This is a genomic window from Allobosea spartocytisi (assembly GCF_014764685.1).
Taxonomy (GTDB): Bacteria; Pseudomonadota; Alphaproteobacteria; order Rhizobiales; family Beijerinckiaceae; genus Allobosea; species Allobosea spartocytisi.
Window position 1 is genome coordinate 260,757 of record NZ_JACXWY010000007.1, and the last position, 18,573, is coordinate 279,329.

Below are 18,573 nucleotides of genomic sequence, written 5' to 3' on the forward strand. Positions count from 1 at the left end.
GGCTAGACCGGCTGGCATGAGCGAGACCGGCCAGACCACGCATCATTCCAGTTCCGGCGATCCGATGCTCGACCGACGCTACGCCTGGGCGGAAGCCGCGCTCAAGGAGGGCGACGCACAAGCCGCCGTCGAGATCCTCGACCAGACCCTGGCCGGGGCCTATCACTTCACCGCAGCCTGGCATCTCTACGGGCTCGCCAAGGAGGCGCTCGGGCACCGGGAGGACGCCGCCACCGCCTGGCGGCAATGCCTCGACCTCGACCCCAACGACCATTTCGGCGCCAGGCTCGACCTCGCCCGCATCGGCGCCATGCCGGCCGAGGAGGCGACCTCGGAGAATTTCTCCGGCGCTCTGTTCGACGGTTACGCCGAGCGCTTCGACAGCCACCTGACCCAGACCCTGCACTACAATGCCCCTGCTCTGCTGAAGGATGCGCTGCGGCGCTGCTGCGACAACGCCGCGCGGCCCTTCCGGTTCGACACCGTCTACGATCTCGGCTGCGGCACCGGGCTGATGGGCGAGGCGATCCGCACCGAGAGCGGTTTCCTCGCTGGCTGCGATCTCTCGCCGCGCATGATCGCGCGGGCCCAGGTCAAGACGCGGGAGGATGGCGCGCCGCTCTACGACAAGCTCGCCGTCGCCGGGCTGACCGCCTTCCTGGCGAGCCGCCCGGACCAGTCGGCCGATCTGGTGATCGCGGCGGACGTCTTCGTCTATCTCGGCGAACTCGCGCCGAGCTTCGCCCAGAGCGCGCGGGTGCTGCCGACCGGCGGGCTCTTCGCCTTCACGGTGCAGAGTCATGCGGGCGAGGGCGTGGTCGTCGGCGATGACAGGCGGTTCGCGCATGCGGAAGGCTGGCTGCGGGAGCGGCTGGGGGAAGCGGGGCTTACCCCCCTACTCGTCGAGCCCGCCAGCACGCGGCAGGATCGCGGCGTGCCCGTGCCGGGGCTGCTGGTCGTGGCGGAGCGGCGGTGAAGGCATCCCGCCGGGGATGCCCCCCCGGCATTTCCCGGCCGGCAGAACAAGCGGATCGCGCCAATTTCACCTGCCGGATGGTGGGCAGGCGCAGAATCTCGCGAAAGCGGATCGCCCGAAGACGGGCATCCTCGCCCGCAGGCCGTGCAACTCCGTATACACATTGACGGCCCTTGAAGCGGCGGCTTTCGCCTGAGCAATAGGGACATCCACACATCGTCTCAATGGGAGTGCCCGCATGGCCAAGGAATTCACCGGCAAGCGCGTGATCGTGATGGGTGGCAGCCGTGGCATCGGGCGCTCCATCGCGCTGGGCTTTGCAGCAGGCGGCGCGTCCGTTTCGATCTGCGCCCGGGGAGCGGGGCCGCTGGAAGCGACGCGCCGGGAGATCGAGGCGCTCGGAGTCACGGCTCACGCCGCCTGTGTCGACCTCGCCGACGCGGAGGCGATCGCGACCTATGTGCCGGAGGCAGTGAAGGCTCTCGGCGGTCTCGACATCCTGGTCAACAACGCATCGGGCTTCGGCCATTCGGATGACGACGAGGGTTGGGCCGCGTCCTTCAACATCGACATGATGGCGGTCGTCCGCGGGAGCCATGCAGCCATCCCGCACATGAAACCGGGTTCGTCGATCGTCAATATTTCGTCGATTTCGGCTCTGCGAGCCTCGTCACGCTCGGCACCTTACGGCGCGATCAAGGCGGCGGTCATGCATTACACCGCCAGCCAAGCGAAGATGCTGTCGCGGAAAGGCATTCGGGTCAATTGCGTCGCGCCGGGCTCGATCGAATTCCCAGGCGGCTCTTGGGAAGATCGAAAGACATCGAATCCCGAGCTCTATCAGGCGACGCTGGCCAACATCCCCTTCGGCCGCATGGGAAAGCCCGAGGAGGTCGCCGCGGTCGCGCTCTTCCTTGCCTCCGACAAGGCCAGCTGGGTCACGGCCCAGACCGTTGTTGTCGATGGGGGGCAGCTCGTAGGCCCCTGATCGCGAATCGGCGACGAGCCGCCACAACGCGTTATTCCCCTTTCGTTCTCCTGTGCCACCCCCTATCTTCGGCCGGCATGGCCGCCCCCTCCCCGCTCCCTCCCGCCTTCGAGGCCTGGTTCGCCAGCCGCGGCTGGAGCGTGCGGCCGCATCAGCTCGCCTTGCTGGAAGAGGCCCGCGCCGGGCGCTCGACGCTGCTGGTGGCGCCGACCGGCGCCGGCAAGACCCTCGCCGGCTTCCTGCCTTCGCTGATCGAACTCGCAGAGCGCGGTGGCCGGCATGACGGGTTGCATACGCTCTACATCTCGCCGCTGAAGGCGCTCGCCGTCGACATCGCCCGCAATCTCGAAGCGCCCGTGCGCGAGATGGGATTGCCGATCACGATCGAGACGCGCACCGGCGACACCTCCGCCGCCAAGCGCACACGCCAGATCCAGCGCCCACCCGATATCCTGCTGACGACGCCGGAGCAGCTCGCGCTGCTCGTCTCCCATCGCGACGCCGCGCCGTTCTTCTCATCCTTGCGCCGCATCGTGCTCGACGAGTTGCACGCGCTCGTCACCTCCAAGCGCGGCGACCTGCTTTCGCTCGATCTCGCGCGGCTGAAGGCGCTGGCGCCGCAGGTTTCCGCCGTCGGCCTCTCGGCGACGGTGCGCGAGCCCGCCGATCTCCAGCGCTATCTCGGCGGCAGCGAGACACCGGCCGGGCTGGTCACGGTCGCGGGCGGCGCCAAGCCGCGCATCGGCATCCTCGACACGGAACGACGCCTGCCGATCGCCGGCCATACGACCCTGCATGCGATGGCCGAGGTCTATGAGGCGATCCGTACGCACAAGCTGACATTGGTCTTCGTCAACACGCGCATGCAGGCGGAATTCGCCTTCCAGGCGCTGTGGAACCTCAACGACGACAATCTGCCGATCGCGCTGCATCACGGCTCGCTCGACGCCCAGCAGCGCCGCAAGGTCGAGGCGGCGATGGCGGATGGGCGGCTCAAGGCCGTGGTCTGCACCGCGACGCTCGATCTCGGCATCGACTGGGGCGATGTCGACCTCGTCGTCAATCTCGGCGCACCGAAGGGGGCGAGCCGCCTGATCCAGCGCATCGGCCGCTCCAACCATCGCATGGACGAGCCCTCCGAGGCGCTGCTGGTGCCCTCCAACCGTTTCGAGCTGCTGGAGTGCCGCGCCGCGCTGGAGGCCGTCCACGAGGCCGCGCAGGACACCCCGCCGCCGCGCATCGGCGCGCTCGACGTGCTCGCCCAGCATGTGCTCGGCGTCGCCTGCTCGGACGGCTTCCAGGCGGATGCGCTCTATGAGGAAGTCCTCACGGCTTCCCCTTACGCCGAGCTTGCCCGCGCGGATTTCGACGCAGTCGTCAATTTCGTCGCGACCGGCGGCTATGCGCTGAAGAGCTATGAGCGTTTCGCCAAGCTCCGGCAGGACAAGGCCGGTCTGTGGCGCGCCAGCAATGCCCGCGTCATCCAGCAATATCGCATGAATGTCGGCACCATCGTCGAGGCGACGATGCTGAAGGTCAGGCTCGGCCGGGCGCGCGCCGGCAGGCCTGGACAGCCCGGCATGATCACCCGCGGCGGGCGCGTGCTCGGCGAGATCGAGGAGTATTTCGCCGAGACCATGGTGCCGGGCGACACCTTCGTCTTCGCCGGCGAAGTGCTGCGCTTCGAGGGCATCGTCGAGAACGAGGCGGTCTGCTCGCGCGCCACCGCCGGCACCGATCCGAAAATCCCCTCCTATGACGGCGGCAAGTTTCCGCTCTCGACCTTCCTGGCCGAACGCGTGCGCGCCATGCTCGCCTCACCGAACCTCTGGCATACGCTGCCGGAGGAGGTTTCCGCCTGGCTGCATGCGCAGAAGCTGAAATCACGGCTGCCCAAGCCCGGCGAATTGCTGGTCGAGACCTTCCCGCGCGGCGGGCGCTTCTATCTCGTCGCCTATCCGTTCGAAGGCCGCCTCGCCCACCAGACGCTCGGGATGCTGTTGACGCGCCGGCTGGAGCGCGCCCGGATGCGCCCGCTCGGCTTCGTCTGCAACGATTACGGCATGGCCTGCTGGACGCTCGGCGACATGACGGCGGCGATCGCCCGCGGCGCACTCGATCTCGACGAGCTCTTCGCGCAGGACATGCTCGGCGACGATCTCGAGGAGTGGATGGCGGAATCGGCCCTGATGAAGCGCACCTTCCGCTCCTGCGCGATCATCGGCGGCTTGATCGAGCGGCGCTATCCCGGCCAGGAGAAGAGCGGCCGGCAGGTGACGATCTCGACCGATCTCGTCTACGACGTGCTGCGCCGGCACGAGCCCGACCATATCCTGCTCAAGGCAGCGCGGGCCGATGCGGCGACGGGCCTGCTCGACATTCGTCGGCTTGGTGAGATGCTGACACGGATCAGCGGCCGAATCGTGCATCAGCCGCTCGACCATGTCTCGCCGCTCGGCGTCTCGGTGATGCTCGAGATCGGGCGCGAGGCGGTCTTCGGCGAGGCGGCCGACGAGATCCTGGCGGAGGCAGAGGCGATGCTGACGGAAGAGGCGATGGCGTGACGGTTGCCGCGCCAGGACCAGACAGAGCGCTGGCGACAACGGGCGAGGCCTTCATGCTGGGCCGGCTTGCGCTCGTGCCGGATATTTCGGGCGCGCTCTGGCTGCCGGAGGAGCGCACGCTCGTCGTCGCGGATCTGCATCTGGAGAAGGGCTCGGCCTATGCGGCGCGCGGCGTGATGCTGCCGCCCTATGATTCGACCGCGACACTGGCCGCACTTGGCCACGCGATCCTGCGCCATCAGCCGGCGCGCGTGATCGCGCTCGGTGACTCCTTCCACGACCGGCAGGCCGAGGAGCGGCTCGCGCCACAGACGCTCTCTTCGCTGCACCTGCTGCAGCAAGGCCGCGACTGGCTCTGGATCACCGGCAATCATGACCCGTCGATCAGCCACCGCGTCGGCGGCGAAAGCGCGGCAGAGATCAATCTCGCCGGCGTGACGCTGCGCCATGAGCCCGATCCGGCCGAGAGCGGCTACGAGATCGCCGGGCATCTGCACCCTGCCGCCAAGGTCAGGATGCGCGGGCGGGCGGTCCGGCGGCGCTGCTTCGCGCTGTCGACGCGCCGCTGCGTGATGCCGGCGATGGGCGCCTATGCCGGCGGGCTCAACCTGCGGGACGCCGCTTTCCGGCCGTTGTTCGGCGGGCGGCTCAGCGCGCATCTCATCGGCGACGGCCGTCTTTTTCGAATTGATCCACGGTTATTGCTGCCGGATTGAGAGAGCGGGTTGCGTCCGCCCCGCGCTTATGGCATCAGGGCGCCGCTTCGCAACGATGCCGCGCCGCAGCCGCCCTCCGGGACGACCCAGCGCGACTTGGCTGACGATCCTGCTGCCGTAGCTCAGTGGTAGAGCACTCCCTTGGTAAGGGAGAGGTCGAGAGTTCAATCCTCTCTGGCAGCACCAGCCGGCTCTCGAAGAGCAAAACACCTCACATGACGTCGGCCGGCGAGCATGCGGGCTCAATGCGCGATCGACTGGCATAAGCCTGGCCGGCTCCGGACATCATCGCCGATGCTCCGGTCAAGCCCGAGCATCGGCGGCGGAGGCTGTCGAAGCACAGCAGGCTTCGACTCAGACCAATTCCGAGACGAGCTTGGACACCAGGCTGTTGGAGAGGATGACCGGCAGCCCCGCCGCCGCGGCCGCCCGCCGATGGCTTTCGACGAAGCCCATGCAATCCATCAGCAAGATTTCGGCGCCCCGGTCGCGGAGGTCCCGAGCGGCGACGGCGACGGCGTCGAGATCGCCTTGATAGGGCGAGGCGGCCGCGTAGAGCGGCGCCGGATCGAGACCGGCCCATTTGCCGGCCTCGCTGTCGATCTGCTCGACGAGCGGCACGATGATGCCGAGCCGCGCGCCGCGCACCAGCGCCGCCACCGTCGGCGGCAGGATGCGGTCGGGCTCGAGGAAGCGGGCCTTTCGGGTCGAAAGCTTCTCGAAATGCCCGGTGCACAACATCAGGATGGTGGTGCAGCCCGCGGCTTCCAGAGCGTCGAGCTTGTGCTGGGCGGCAGCTTCCGTGCGGGCGCGGTCGATCACGACCGAGGAGCCGTCCAGCAGGCGGGTGATCAGCGGAGCCCTGCCGGGAAGCGGGGTGAAATCCCGCGCGATCTCATCGCGGCTGAGGCCATCGAGCACGCCGGCATGGATGCGCGGAAGACCGGCGTCCAGCACCGCATCGAGAATCGGGGTGATGTCGGCGCGCGGCGCCTGCCCGATGGTGAGCGTTCCAAGCTTGCCCATGGCGATGATCCTCTTCCGGACGCGAAAGGCCCCGGGATGCTGGTCCCGGGGCCTGTTTTGGTCAGGGCTTGGTGACGTTCTTGATGACCGAATCGAAGAACGAGAAGATCGCGTCGCCGGCGATGATGCCGGCGGCGAAGACCTCCATGTCGCCCTCGCCGCTGTCGCCGCGCAGCTTCTCCCAGATCAGCCGGCAGACGATGCCCGCCAGCACCGCCCAGCCCGCCATCGGAAAGCTGATCAGCAGGCCGGTGGCGAAGAGCACGCCGATCTGCCGCTTCGGCCCGCCGATGAACTGCAGGATCGCGCCGGGGATGGCCCAGAGGAACAACTGCCAGGCGACGCCCGGCGCCACACCGGCCTTGATCGTCGCGGCATAGACCTTGTCGACGGGCGCCACGAGGTTCCGGTCGAAATAGGACTGGTAGGAGAACAGCACCACGATGCCGGCGATGACGAAGGCGAACATCGCGGCGAAGAGCTGCTGGCGGCGGCCTTCGCGCTCGAAGGCCGGATCGACGCCGTGGCCGCGCAGGATGTAGCCGGCCTTGAGGTCATAGCCCATATCGGCGAAAGCCGGGCCGGTCGCCGCCGAGAAGCCGACCAGCAGCGCCAGCGCCGGCATCGGGAAGCCGATGAGCATGCCGATGATCAGCGTGATCAGCGCCACCGCGAAGGCCGGGAACCAGCCGGAATGCATCGCGGCGAGGCCGACGATCAATTCATGCACATAGGCCGCGAAGGCGGCGTAGAGCACGAACAGGATCAGCATACCGATCGACATGTCGCTGATCAGCCCGCCGACCAGCGCGATGAAGACCGCGATGACGAGATAGCCGATGGTGCCGAGGCCGAGCGCCCGGCGGACTTCGGTGTCGGTGACACCCTCTTTGGCAACCCCGGATGTCTCGCCGCGCTTGAAGAGCAGCATTCCGACCTGGATCAGGGCGACGAGGCCGGCGCCGATCATGAAGCCGTGCGGAATATAGGCGGCCATCAGATCCCCCTTGGGGATGATGGTCTCGAAGAGCGGGCCGCCGAAGAGCTGGCCGGAATAGCCGCGCAGCAGCAGGCCGATGCCGAACATCGTCAACGCCCAGACATTGCCGATGAAGGCGACGCCGAAGGCCGACATCGGAATGCCGCTCACCGCCGTCGAGCCGGCGAAGCCGATCCAGGCCAGCGGAACCTTGACGAAGGAGACGACCACGCCGGTGAGGAAGCCGACGCCCATCAGGGCCGCCTTCCGCCCGCCCTCGTCGCCGGCCTTGATCGCCTCGGCGGCGGCGACGCCCGGCGGCCAGGCGCCCTGGGCGGGGAAGACGCGGGAATCGAACATCCGGTAAAGCAGATAGCCGTCGAGCAGCATGGCGAAGAAGGCGCCGGCCAGCATCGGCAGCACCAGATCCGGCCGGTTGAGCAGCCAGGGAATGCCGACCGGCAGGAGCAGGCTGTTCGCAGCGCCGAAGGTGGCCGAGGAGATCGCGCTCTGAGCCAGGTTCTGCACATGGATCGAGCGGTAGCGGGCGAACATGGCAAGCGGCACCCGCGCCAGTGCCATCGCCGCCAGCGCACCGATCAGCGAGGTGTTCGCGGTGATGCCGAGCGACACCAGAAGCTGCATGCCGATGATCGAGCCGAAGACGCAGAGAATGGCGATCAACGCCAGCGTCGCCGGCTCGAACAGACTCGGGTGCCGCTGAGGCACTCCGTTGTTTTGGTGTGTCATGCCTCAGTCCCCTCATTGCCCCTGTCGGGCTGTTGTCAATCTCGATGTCTGCCGTCAGGCAACAAGGATGCCGGCCTTGGCCTCGCCCACATCCTGCGTGGCATGCGCTCCCTGCACGCCGTAATCGCGCTTGGCCGCATCCGGAGAGACCAGACCAAGCGCGATGTCGCGGGCGATCGCCTCCCGCGAGCGCTCGGAGGCCGGGCCGTAGCCGGCGCCACCAGCGAGCACGAGCTCGACGATCTCGTGCGGCTGGTGGACCTGGACGAGCTCGCCGGTGCCGACGTCCTTCAGGACATGGCCCTGCTCGTCGATGACCCGGCCGGAGGCCCCGCCACCGGCCTTGCCGCCGAACAGGCCGGGAATCGGGTTGTTGACGCCTTCCGGATAGAGCGAGACCAGCGTCGGCAATCCGTCATCCGAAAGCTTGCGCAGCCGCACACGCTGGCCGAGGCCGCCGCGATGCTGACCGGCGCCGCCGGAATCGGTGAGATAGGCCTTCTCGACCACCAGCACCGGCACCCGCGATTCGAAGGTCTCGATCGAGGTGTTCGCGGCGGAGGTCGGGTAGAGCAGGCCGGACTTGCCGTCGCCCTGGGCCGAGCCGCCCTGGCCGCCGCCGCAGAAGAGCATGTCGGAATAGGTGTCGCCGGCCGAGTCCCGGCCATAGACACTCGCCGCAACGGGGAGGCCGGTGAAGGCCTGGACCTGCTTCGGCGCTGCTTCCGACAAAGCGCGGAAGATGTTCGGCGCCAGATACCAGCCGGTGCGGGTGCGCAGGTTTACCGCCAGCGGCTTGTCGCAGTTCAGGATCGAGCCCTTCGGGGCCTCGACCGTGAAGGCGCGGTAGCAGCCGGCATTGCCGCGGACATTCGGCGTCAGCATGCATTTCAGCGGATAGGTCGCATGCGCCATCGTGTAGTTGAGCGTGCAGTTGAGCCCGCCCTGCGGCAACTGCGGTGGCGCTCCGGCGAAGTCGAGATGGATCGTATCGTCCTTCACCGTCAGCGCCAGCGGATAATGCATCGGCGTGCCCAGCGGGTTGTTCGAGGCGGTGCCGTGATAGATGCCGTCCGGAATGGCGCGGATGGCGTCGCGCATCGCCTTCTCGGAACGGCTCTGCACGACATGGGCGAGCGCCCTCAGGTCCTGCATGCCGTAATCGGTGAGGAAGGACTGCAGGCGCTCGGCGCCGATGGCGTTGGCCGCGACGAAGGAGTGCAGGTCGCCGAGCACCTGCTCGGAATTGCGCACGTTCTCGGCGAGCAGGCGCACCAGGGTCTCGTTGATCCGGCCGGCCTCGTAGAGCTTCATCGGCGGGATCTGGAAGCCCTCCTCGTAGATCTCGCGGGCCCGCAAGCTGTCCTTGGTGCCGCCGATATCCGAGACATGGCCGACCGTGCCCATCAGCCCGACGACGCGCTCGCCGAGGAAGACCGGCGTCACCACCGCGATGTCGAAGAGATGGCCGGCGCAGAGCCAGGGATCGTTGGTGATGAGGACGTCGCCGGGCTTCAGCGTCTCGGCCGGATAGCGCTCCAGGAGCGCCTTGACCGCGCGCGGCAGCGTCAGGTTGAACACCGGCATGGCGCGGGGCGAATGCGCCAGCGTCTCGCCTTCGGGGTCGAGCAGTTCGCAGGCGAAATCCTGCGCTTCCGAGATCACCAGCGAGAAGGCGGTGCGGCAGACCGTCAGCCACATCTCCTCGACGACGTTGATCATCCGGCTCCACATGATCTCCAGCGAGATCGGATCGGCCTCGATCCGGCGCGCTGCCTCGGCCAGCGGCATGTCGGCGGTGATCGTCGTCTCGGCCGCATTCGGCTGGGCGACATGGACGATGAGGTTCAGGACATCGTCGATGGCGACGCTGTCGCCGGGCGGCACGATCGTGGTCGCCTCGCGCTCCTCGATGATCGCCGGCCCCGTGACGGTGTCGCCGGAGCGCAGGGCGTATCGGTCATAGACGGTCGCCTCGCTCCAACCGCCTTCGAACCAGGCCTTGCGGGTGCCCTTGATCTTGTTCTTGGCATCGCCGCCACCGGCCGCGCCCGAGAGCGAGAGCGTCGGCACCGGGCCGGCGCAGCGGACGCGGAAATTGATCGCCTCCAGCCGGGCGCCTTCGTAGACCGAGGTGTAGCGGGCGGAATAGGCCTTGCTGAAGGCCGCGCGGATGGCCTCCAGGCTCGACGCATCGATGGTGCCGGCCGGCAGCGTCACGGCGATGTCGTGCATCTGGCCGACGAGGCGCATATCGGCTGAGCGCTCGACCGTGACATCCTTCGGCTTCACGCCGGCCTCGATCAGGTGCTTGCGGCCCTCGGCTTCGAGATCCCTGAGCAGCGCGTTGACGGCGTCGGCGTCGAAGCCCTCCGAGAACTCGACCGGCAGCGAGCGCACCATGTCGAAGGAGAGCGGCGCGGCGAGAAAGCCGAGCGCCGAAGCTGCGCCGGAAGCCGGCGGTACGATGACCTGCTTGACGCCGAGCACGCGGGCGACATCGACGGCATGGGCCGGGCCGGCGCCGCCGAAGCCGACCATGGCGTAATGGCGAGGGTCCTTGCCCTTCTCGACGAGATGGACGCGGGCGGCAGCGCCCATGCTCTCGACCACGACCTTGTGGATGCCCCAGGCGGCTTCCTCGATCGAAAGGCCGAGCGGCGCAGCGACGGTCGAGACGGCCTTGCGCGCCGCCTCAAGGTCGAGCGCCATGCGTCCGCCCAGGAAGAAGCCGGGATCGTAATAGCCGAGCACGAGATTGGCGTCGGTCACGGTCGGCTTGGTGCCGCCCATGCCGTAGCAGGCCGGACCGGGATCGGAGCCGGCCGAATGCGGACCGACCTTGAGCAGGCCGACCTCGTCGATCGCGGCGATCGACCCGCCGCCGGCACCAATCTCGATCATGTCGATGACAGGGGCCTTGATCGGCAGGCCGGAGCCCTTGGCGAAGCGGTTGACGCGGCCGGCTTCGAGCATCGGCGCAATCTCGGCGCGGCCGTCCTCGATCATGCAGGCCTTGGCGGTGGTGCCGCCCATGTCGAAGGAGATCACGTCCTTATGGCCGGCGAGCTCGCCGAACAGGGCCGTGGCGAGGCCGCCGCCGGCCGGGCCGCTCTCCAGCAGGCGGATCGGGAAGGTGCGCGCCGTCTCTGGCGAGACGAGGCCTCCAGCCGAATGCATCAGACGGAGCGCCCCGGTGAAGGCGCGGGCCGCAAGCTCGCGCTCCAGCCGCTGCAGGTAGCGGCGCATCAGCGGCTGGACATAGGCGTTGGCCGCGGTGGTGACGAAGCGCTGATATTCCCAGATCTCGGCGACGACCTCGCTCGACAGCGAAACGGTCAGCTCCGGACAGGTTTCGCGGACGATCCGGCCGGCTTCCTGCTCGTGAGCGGGGTTGCGGTAGCTGTTGAGGAAGCAGACCGCGATCGCCTCGCAGCCGGCGGCTTCGAGCTCGCGGGCGGCCTTGCGCACGGCGTCCGCATCGAGCGCGGTGACGACTTGGCCGTCGCGATCCATGCGCTCGGCCACTTCGAGGCGATGTTCGCGCGAGACCAGCGGATCGGGGAAGGTCAGGAACAGGTCGTAGATGTCGTAGCGCTGCTCCGTCCCCATCTCGAGGATGTCGCGGAAGCCCTTGGTGGTGATCAGGCCGAGCTTCGAGCCCTTGCGCTCGATCACGGCATTGGTGACCAGCGTCGTGCCGTGGACGATATCGCCGACATCGGCCAGCGTGATCCCGGCCATCTCGGTGAGCTCGCCCAGCCCGATCAGCGCCGCTTCGGAGGGGTCATGCGGCGTGGTCAGGCGCTTGTGCAGGCGGACGGAGCGCTCCTGCGAATCGTAGAGGATGAAATCGGTGAAGGTGCCGCCGATGTCGAAGCCGATACGCCAACGATTGCTCATGGAGCGGTCTCCGCGATGGAAAGGTTCAAGGGATAGAAGCGCTTGTCCTGGGTCAGGGCCGCGATCTCGGCGGCCCCCTCTCCCAGCGATCGGATGATGGCGAGGCGCTCGGCCGGCTCGACGATGGCGGCCGGAAAGGAAATGCAGAGCGCGACCTCGTCGCCCGTCTCGGGATCCCCGACGGCGACCGAGACGGCATGCACCCCGCGCACCGCCTCGTCGTCGGATTCGGCATAGCCCACGCGGCGGGTCAGCGCGAGGCGGGCGAGCAGGTCGTCGATATCCTGCGGGGCGGTGACCGAGGGCGGGACGAGCCCATTCGGATAGAGCGCCCGGACCTCGTCGTCGCTCAGCCGGGCCAGCAGGGCGCGCCCGGTGCTGGAGGCGAAGGCAGGCAAGCCATCGCCGATCGTCGTGACGACCCTGAGCGCATGTCGGCCGGAATGGGCGGTCACGCCCATCACCTCGGTGCCGCGACGCACGCTGATATAGCCGGTATGGCCAACCGCGTCGGAGATGCGGCGGACAACCGCATCGCTACGGTCAACCAACGATGCGGCGAAACGATAGAACTGGCCAACCCGGCAGAGCAGCACGGCCGGACGGTAGCGCTTGCTGTCGCCGACCGTTTCCAGGAGCCCCTCGTCCCGCATCGCCCTGAGCAGGCGCGAGGCGTTGCTCTTCGGCATGCCCAGCAGCGTGACGAGATCCGTGACGGTGACATCGTGCCGCGTGCTGGAAAAGCAACGAAGCACATCCGCAGCCGCCGACAAGATCGACATTCGCACGCCTCAGAAAATGTTCCAAAAAATGGAACTTAAGTTCCATTAATAGAAACATGGCACCGAACGGGCGCAGCGTCAATCGGACGCGGCGGCTCGGATCGCTGAAAGATGGGGCGACCGCCGGGTTGGGCATCGCGGCCTCGGGCACCCGGCAAGTCGCGCACCGAAAACCCCGTCCAGGCCTCGCCTGCGGGGTTTTCGGGCCTGTTGCATCCGAGGGATGCGCGGAGCCGGGCGGCGTTCGCAGTCGACGGCTGCGTGCCGATGTCGAGTCGATGTCGATGGTGTCGAACAGCGACGACCTCGCGCCGTCCGGCTCCGCGCACGGGTATCTGGGGGTCCGCCTCGCTTGATGACGCCCGGCAAGGGCGGGGGCCTGCCTGTTCGGCCCGTGCGAAGTCGGCACCTCCGCGCCACCAAAGAGAGGACCACCGTGATCGCGTCCTGTCGGACGCGCGGCGATCCAGCGGACCCGCAACGGCCCGGGAGCGCGAAACCCGCAATCCCATCCGGCCGCACGATGCCTCGCGAAGCCCCTCGGTCGAATGGGACGAGGCGAGAATAGGCATGGGGCGGAAGGGCGGGGATAAGTTCCTCTTCCCTTCTCCCCTTGCGGGAGAAGGTGACAGCGCGAAGCGCTGACGGATGAGGGTCTCTCAACCTTGATCGTCAGCGCCCGATACCATCGACCCTGCCGGGCACCTTCTCCCGCAAGGGGAGAAGGGAGGGGCGCGTCCTATGCCCGCGTCATAACGAACACCGGCAGCACGCTCAGCGCGGCTCCTCGACATAGGTGGCGACGAAGCGGACGAGCTCGCTCTGGCGCGCGGTCCCGGTCTTGGCGAAGAGGCGCTGGAGATGGGTGCGGGCGGTGGTCGGGGCAATGCCCAGGCGCTTAGCCGCGACGATGGTGTCGAGCCCCTCGACGATCAATGCCAGCATGCGCTCCTCGGTCGGCGTCAGCCCACAGGCTTCCGCGACCTGATCGAGCTTGCGGCCCATGGCGACCTCGGGATCGTCGACCGAGAGGACGAAGAGGTCGATGCTTTCGAGATGGACGGCATCGATCGCGACCTGCCGGCCGCAGCGGAGCGCCAGCGGCAGCCGCGTCTCGCCGGCCATGCTGCCGGTACGGCAGCGCTTCAGCCAGGAATGGAGCCGCGCCATGAATTCCTTGTCGGCGGCGGTGAAGCGGTCGGGGGCGCCGAGCCCCTCGCCTGACAGGGCCCGGGCGCCGCGGTTGCTGAACTGGATGTTCAGATTGGCATCGATGACGAAAACGGGTTTCGAGGCATGGCAGGCGGGTTCAGGCATGGTCTCGCGGCGCGCCGAAAGGGGCGGGTAATTCGCGTGGCTGGAAACCGAGAAGTGGAGCGACATCGAAACATCCATCCCTGTTGTCTCGGATCGTCGCGACGCCCCCGCAGCGGCCGGTTCATCCAGCCGGGGCGGGCAGAGCGCGCGTCCGCATTCCTTCGTCGCGCCGGAATGCGAGCAGGTTCAAAGCGGATGCTGTTTTTTGGACTGGTATTGGACTGATTAAAATGCGAGCGACCTGCCGCCGCCGTCAAATATGGAGCGAGAGCCGGTAAGTGTAGCTGTCGCCGCGGAACAGGCCCTCGACATATTCCAGCATCTCGCCATCGGCGCCATAGCTGCGGCGCTTGATCAGCAGGCACGGAACCGGCCTCTCGAAGCCGAAGATCGCGCATTCTTCCGGCGTCGGCGCAGCCGCCTCGATCGTCTGGTCGCAGCGGATGAGAGGCGCTCCGAGATCGGCCAGCATCGCATAGACCGAGCCGCTGAGATCGGCCTGCGCCAGCCCGGGAGCCCGCTCGAGATTGTACCAGGCGATCTCGCGCGACATCGGCATCCCGTCGCCCGAGCGGACGCGCACGAGCTTGAGGAGATCGATATGCGAGGAGTGGCCGAAGATCGAAGCGATGGAGCGGTCGTTCACGATCTCCCGTTCGAGAATGCGCGACGACGGAACGCGCCCCAGCTCGCGCATCTCCTCGGTGAAGCCCTTCAGCCGGTCCATGCCGGGGTGCAGACGCGGCCCCGGCCCCTGCACGATGGAGCCGAGGCGCCCCTGCGCGCTGAGCAGCTTCCTTTCCCGCAAGGCGTTGTAGGAGCGCTGCACGGTGGTGCGGCTGATCTTCAGCCGCTCGGCCAATTGCCGTTCGGCCGGCAGCGTCGTGCCAGGCGGCAAGGTGCCGTCGCCGATCAGCCGCGTCAGCTGGTCTTCCAACTGCTGATAAAGCGGTTTGGCCGTGTCGTCGCGTAGGTCCAGCAGGTCCTGGAACACCGGCTTGGGCGTAGGCAATTCAAGCTCTGTCGATGGTTGCATGAGTGTGGCACAACCCGGGTAGCAGCAGTCGAGCGGGGAAATCAAACGCCATGACCGACCGGCCTGTCTTCGTGCTCGGAAGCTTCGTGGTTGCCTGCACGGCAACAGTGCCGCGCGTGCCGCGCCCCGGCGAGGCGCTCGCTGCCGAAATCGTAACGATCGAACCCGGCGGCAAGGGCCTCAATCTCGCGATCATGGCCCGACGGCTCGGCATGACGGTCGATGGGCTCCTCGCGATCGGCGACGATCTGGCCGCGGCCTTCGCCGCTCCGGCGCTGCAACGCGCCGATCTGCCGCAGGCCATGCTCGTCGAGATCGCCGGGCCGACCGGCAGTGGCGTCGGCTTCATCGACCCCCGCGGCGAGACCAGCGTGGCGATTGCCAGCGGCGTCAATTTCGCGATCACCCGCGCGCATATCCGCGAACGCGCCGGCGCCATCGCCGGCGCGGCCCTCGCATTGGCACAATTCGAGACCTCCGACGAGGCGGTTGCCGAAACCTTCGACATCGCCCGGCGGGCCGGCGTCCCGACATTGCTCAACCCCTCGCCGTTCCGGCCGGTCACTCCTGAAATCCTGCAGCGGACCAGCATCCTCATCGTCAACGAAACCGAAGCCGGAGACCTTGCCGCCGCCATCGGCCACGACCCGGCCATCACGGTCGATCCCGCCCACTTCGCGAGCACGCTGGCGCCGGCCATCATGGCGCTGGGGCCCGACCTCGTCGTCATGACGCGCGGTGCGGCCGGTGCCGTCGCCGTCCCCCGCGACGGAGCGGCGCTCTCGCAGGCCGGCATCGCCGTCACCACCGTCGATGCGCTCGGCGCGGGGGATGCCTTCGCCGCGACGCTCGGCGTCAGCCTGGCCCGGAAACACGGCCTCGCCGAGGCTCTGCGGCTGGCTGCCGCGGCCGGGGCGCTGACGACGACACGCCATGGCGTGTTCGACGCCTTGCCGACAGGCGAGGCCATTCGGGCACTGCTCGGCAAGAGCTGATTGAGCGATCGACAGCCTGCTAAATTTTTGGATTGCTTTTGGACTTCACGAAAGCGACGCGTCCTGCTAGCTTGACGTTGCTGCCGCCGGGCCCCGGCAGCTGTCGCGAGCGAGGTAGCGTCATGCCGGCACCGAATCTCGATACCGTCATGTCCGCCGTCGATCAGCTCCTGAGCGGAGCGATGGATGAAGAGCAGATGCCTGCCGCCGCCGAAACGCTGCGACAGCTCTTCAATGGCTCGAAAGCCTGTTTCGCCAGTGTCGGACCGAATCCCGAGGACTGGGTGGCCTATGCCACCAATGTCGACGAGGCCCTGCAGGCGCGGTGCTTCGGCGATCTCGCGCAGGATTTCGTCGAGATGGGCTTTGCCCTGCGCAACATCCCTCTCGGCCAAGTCTATCACGACCATGAGGTCTACGGCCGCGAAAGGCTGCACAGCAGCCGCATCTGGCAGGAATGGATGCAGCCGCAGGACATGCATGGCGGCATGGCCTGCCGCCTCGCGGAGAACGGCGAGGCGTTCTGGTTCTTCGACGTGCAGCGCGGCCGCCACCAGGAGGGGTTCGATCGGGAGGACGTCGCCCTGCTCGGCAAGCTCTATCCGGTCCTGCGGCGGATCGCCGAGGTCCGGCGCCATCTCGGCCGGGTCGCGATCCAGCGGGACGAGGCGCGCGGTGCCCTCGACAGCCTCGCCATGGGCATCGTCATCGTCGATCAGGACCTGCGCATCATCTACGCGAATGAAGGCGCCGACGAGATTTTGGCCGAGCCCGACGGAGCGCTCTCGCTCCGGCAGGGGCGCGTCTTCGCCCGTCAGCCGAGCGACCACCGGCAGTTCAGGCAACTGGTCGAGGCCGCGGCGCATGGCAGCCGCGACCCGCTGGGCCAGCAGCGTAGCAGCCTGATTCTGCGGGGCGACGACCGCGCTCATTCGCTGTCTGCCTGCGTCATGCCTGCGGCCCTCTCCCTCGCGCCCGCTGGATCACACAGCAAGGTCATGATCGCGCTCCGCCGGCTCGAGATGGCGACCGACATCGTCGCCTGCTCGCGCCAGCTCTTCGACCTGACCGAAACCGAAGCCAAATTTGCCTCCGCCCTGGCGAGCGGATTGTCACTGACGGAAGCGGCCGCTGCTCAACGCGTCAGGATCTCGACCGCACGGACCCATCTGGCGCGGATTTTTCAGAAGACCGACACCCGGCAGCAAAGCCAGCTCGTCTCCCTGCTGCGCAGCGCGGACCTCCCCCTCCGCTCTCGTTGAGAACAGTTCGGCGAAGCGCTTTTGCTTCGCGGGCTGGCTCGTTCAGGAGCACAGGGCAAAATTAGTCAGCTTCAGCCTAAATCTTCATCATCCAAATGACGGAGAAGACGGGTTTTTAGACTGAGACGGCCGGCCGGTGCAGATGCCCGCCGGTCAGCGGCTGCGGCACGCCCGTGGTCGAAGGCAGGCTGAGGGGCAGGCCACGGACAGAGCGGATCGCGAAATAGGCGAAGATCTGCGCCTCCAGCGCATCGCCGTTCCAGCCGACGGCCTCGACCGGCTCGACCGGCACGCCCAGGCGCTGGCCGAGCCTTTCCATGAAATGCCGGTTGAGCCGGCCGCCGCCGCCGACGAGCCAGCGCCGTGGCGCGCCCGGGACATGGCGCAGCGCCGCGACAATGCTTTCCGTGGTGAAGGCGGCGAGCGTCGCGGCTCCGTCGGCGTCCGAGAGCGGCTCGACCACCTGAGCGCGACGATGAAAGTCGTTGCGGTCGAGCGATTTCGGCGCCGGCCTGTCGAAATAGGGATTGGCCATGAAGCCGGCGACGAGATCGTCATGGACCCGGCCGCTTGCGGCAAGCGCGCCGTCGGCATCGTAGGGGCGGCCGAGCCGGCGCAGCATGAAGTCGTCGAGGATCGCACTGGCCGGCCCGGTGTCGAAGGCGATGACGGTGTCGCCGTCGACATAGGTGACATTGCCGACCCCGCCGAGATTCAGCACCATCACCGGCTGCTCCAGCCCCTGCACCAGCGCGCGATGGTAGAGCGGCGCGAAGGGGGCGCCTTCGCCACCGGCCGCGACATCGGCATCGCGGAAACGGTCAACCGTGGGGATGCCGAGCGCGTCGGCCACGGCCTGCCCGTCGATGAGCTGGCGGGTGAAGCGCCGCTCCGGGCGATGATAGATCGTCTGGCCGTGCAGCCCGACGAGATCGACGCTGCCGAGATCGAGCCCCTGCTCCTCGGCATAGCTGCGGATGGCGGCGAGATGATCGGCTGTGACGGCCGCCTCGAGCTCCGTCAGAGGTTCGGAGGAGGCGCGTTCGGCATCGGCGATGACAGCCTGCAGGGCGCGGCGCGTCTCGTCGCGATAGGGATAGGAGGCGCCGGGACCGAAGGAGAGCCGGTCGCGCCCGTCGCTCGTCACCAGCGACACGTCGATGGCATCCATCGAGGTGCCGCTGATCACGCCGATGGCGGTCAGGGTTGCGGACGGGTCAGAGAGACGATCCGCCACCTGCGGCTCCTTGCAGTGCTGCGATGACATCCCGGGCAACCG

13 protein-coding genes and 1 tRNA gene are annotated in these 18,573 nt (G+C 67.8%); 7 read left to right on the plus strand and 7 right to left on the minus strand.

Going from position 1 to position 18,573, the window contains the following annotated elements; translation table 11 throughout:
* The first annotated feature begins 16 nt into the window (after nt 1-16).
* From IED13_RS14120 to IED13_RS14140, 5 genes are all read left to right on the plus strand, one after another.
* Nucleotides 17-976 carry a methyltransferase domain-containing protein gene (locus tag IED13_RS14120; RefSeq protein WP_142019892.1) on the plus strand — a complete coding sequence of 320 codons (960 nt, stop codon included), beginning with the start codon at nt 17-19 and terminating at the stop codon, nt 974-976.
* Nucleotides 977-1,214: 238 nt separating this feature from the next.
* Nucleotides 1,215-1,964, plus strand: a complete 750-nt coding sequence (locus tag IED13_RS14125) for an SDR family NAD(P)-dependent oxidoreductase (protein ID WP_112763060.1) — start codon at nt 1,215-1,217, stop codon at nt 1,962-1,964.
* A gap of 77 nt (nt 1,965-2,041) precedes the next feature.
* On the plus strand, nt 2,042-4,528 hold the full coding sequence (locus tag IED13_RS14130; RefSeq protein WP_191124537.1) for a ligase-associated DNA damage response DEXH box helicase: 2,487 nt from the start codon (nt 2,042-2,044) through the stop codon (nt 4,526-4,528).
* Nucleotides 4,529-4,581: 53 nt separating this feature from the next.
* Nucleotides 4,582-5,244 carry a ligase-associated DNA damage response endonuclease PdeM gene (pdeM, locus tag IED13_RS14135; protein WP_191124538.1) on the plus strand — a complete coding sequence of 221 codons (663 nt, stop codon included), beginning with the start codon at nt 4,582-4,584 and terminating at the stop codon, nt 5,242-5,244.
* A 111-nt stretch (nt 5,245-5,355) separates the two neighbouring features.
* Nucleotides 5,356-5,430, plus strand: a tRNA-Thr gene (locus IED13_RS14140).
* A 168-nt stretch (nt 5,431-5,598) separates the two neighbouring features.
* Here the strand turns inward: IED13_RS14140 and IED13_RS14145 are convergent.
* From IED13_RS14145 to IED13_RS14170, 6 genes are all read right to left on the minus strand, one after another.
* Entirely contained in the window at nt 5,599-6,270 is a 672-nt protein-coding gene (locus IED13_RS14145) for an AroM family protein (protein WP_191124539.1), read from the minus strand.
* Nucleotides 6,271-6,331: 61 nt separating this feature from the next.
* Complete coding sequence (locus IED13_RS14150) at nt 6,332-7,999, minus strand: OPT/YSL family transporter (RefSeq protein ID WP_191124540.1); 1,668 nt, start codon at nt 7,997-7,999, stop codon at nt 6,332-6,334.
* Between the two features lie 54 nt (nt 8,000-8,053).
* Entirely contained in the window at nt 8,054-11,902 is a 3,849-nt protein-coding gene (locus IED13_RS14155) for a hydantoinase B/oxoprolinase family protein (RefSeq protein WP_191124541.1), read from the minus strand.
* A complete protein-coding gene (locus IED13_RS14160) occupies nt 11,899-12,684 on the minus strand; it encodes an IclR family transcriptional regulator (protein WP_191124542.1) in 786 nt (261 codons plus the stop codon). Before IED13_RS14160 ends, IED13_RS14155 begins: the two co-directional genes overlap by 4 nt.
* A gap of 774 nt (nt 12,685-13,458) precedes the next feature.
* Nucleotides 13,459-14,067 carry a helix-turn-helix transcriptional regulator gene (locus tag IED13_RS14165; RefSeq protein ID WP_162720126.1) on the minus strand — a complete coding sequence of 203 codons (609 nt, stop codon included), beginning with the start codon at nt 14,065-14,067 and terminating at the stop codon, nt 13,459-13,461.
* A 187-nt stretch (nt 14,068-14,254) separates the two neighbouring features.
* On the minus strand, nt 14,255-15,013 hold the full coding sequence (locus IED13_RS14170) for a GntR family transcriptional regulator (protein WP_248311121.1): 759 nt from the start codon (nt 15,011-15,013) through the stop codon (nt 14,255-14,257).
* Nucleotides 15,014-15,087: 74 nt separating this feature from the next.
* Between IED13_RS14170 and IED13_RS14175 the strand changes: the two genes are divergently transcribed.
* Nucleotides 15,088-16,032 carry a PfkB family carbohydrate kinase gene (locus IED13_RS14175; protein ID WP_191124543.1) on the plus strand — a complete coding sequence of 315 codons (945 nt, stop codon included), beginning with the start codon at nt 15,088-15,090 and terminating at the stop codon, nt 16,030-16,032.
* A gap of 122 nt (nt 16,033-16,154) precedes the next feature.
* Nucleotides 16,155-17,294, plus strand: a complete 1,140-nt coding sequence (locus tag IED13_RS14180; RefSeq protein ID WP_191124544.1) for a PAS domain-containing protein — start codon at nt 16,155-16,157, stop codon at nt 17,292-17,294.
* 115 nt (nt 17,295-17,409) lie between these two features.
* Here IED13_RS14180 and IED13_RS14185 read toward each other — a convergent pair whose 3' ends face one another.
* Nucleotides 17,410-18,531 (minus strand): anhydro-N-acetylmuramic acid kinase, encoded by a 1,122-nt coding sequence (locus tag IED13_RS14185; protein ID WP_260368417.1) that lies wholly within the window; start codon nt 18,529-18,531, stop codon nt 17,410-17,412.
* Nucleotides 18,532-18,573: the final 42 nt, after the last annotated feature.

Coding starts and splice junctions, on each gene's coding strand:
- IED13_RS14180 (WP_191124544.1), top strand. CDS start 16,155: ATGCCGGCACCGAATCTCGATACCGTCATGTCCGCCGTCGATCAGCTC.
- IED13_RS14150 (WP_191124540.1), bottom strand. CDS start 7,999: ATGACACACCAAAACAACGGAGTGCCTCAGCGGCACCCGAGTCTGTTC.
- IED13_RS14175 (WP_191124543.1), top strand. CDS start 15,088: ATGACCGACCGGCCTGTCTTCGTGCTCGGAAGCTTCGTGGTTGCCTGC.
- IED13_RS14155 (WP_191124541.1), bottom strand. CDS start 11,902: ATGAGCAATCGTTGGCGTATCGGCTTCGACATCGGCGGCACCTTCACC.
- IED13_RS14145 (WP_191124539.1), bottom strand. CDS start 6,270: ATGGGCAAGCTTGGAACGCTCACCATCGGGCAGGCGCCGCGCGCCGAC.
- IED13_RS14160 (WP_191124542.1), bottom strand. CDS start 12,684: ATGTCGATCTTGTCGGCGGCTGCGGATGTGCTTCGTTGCTTTTCCAGC.
- IED13_RS14120 (WP_142019892.1), top strand. CDS start 17: ATGAGCGAGACCGGCCAGACCACGCATCATTCCAGTTCCGGCGATCCG.
- IED13_RS14130 (WP_191124537.1), top strand. CDS start 2,042: ATGGCCGCCCCCTCCCCGCTCCCTCCCGCCTTCGAGGCCTGGTTCGCC.
- IED13_RS14165 (WP_162720126.1), bottom strand. CDS start 14,067: ATGTCGCTCCACTTCTCGGTTTCCAGCCACGCGAATTACCCGCCCCTT.
- IED13_RS14125 (WP_112763060.1), top strand. CDS start 1,215: ATGGCCAAGGAATTCACCGGCAAGCGCGTGATCGTGATGGGTGGCAGC.
- pdeM (WP_191124538.1), top strand. CDS start 4,582: ATGCTGGGCCGGCTTGCGCTCGTGCCGGATATTTCGGGCGCGCTCTGG.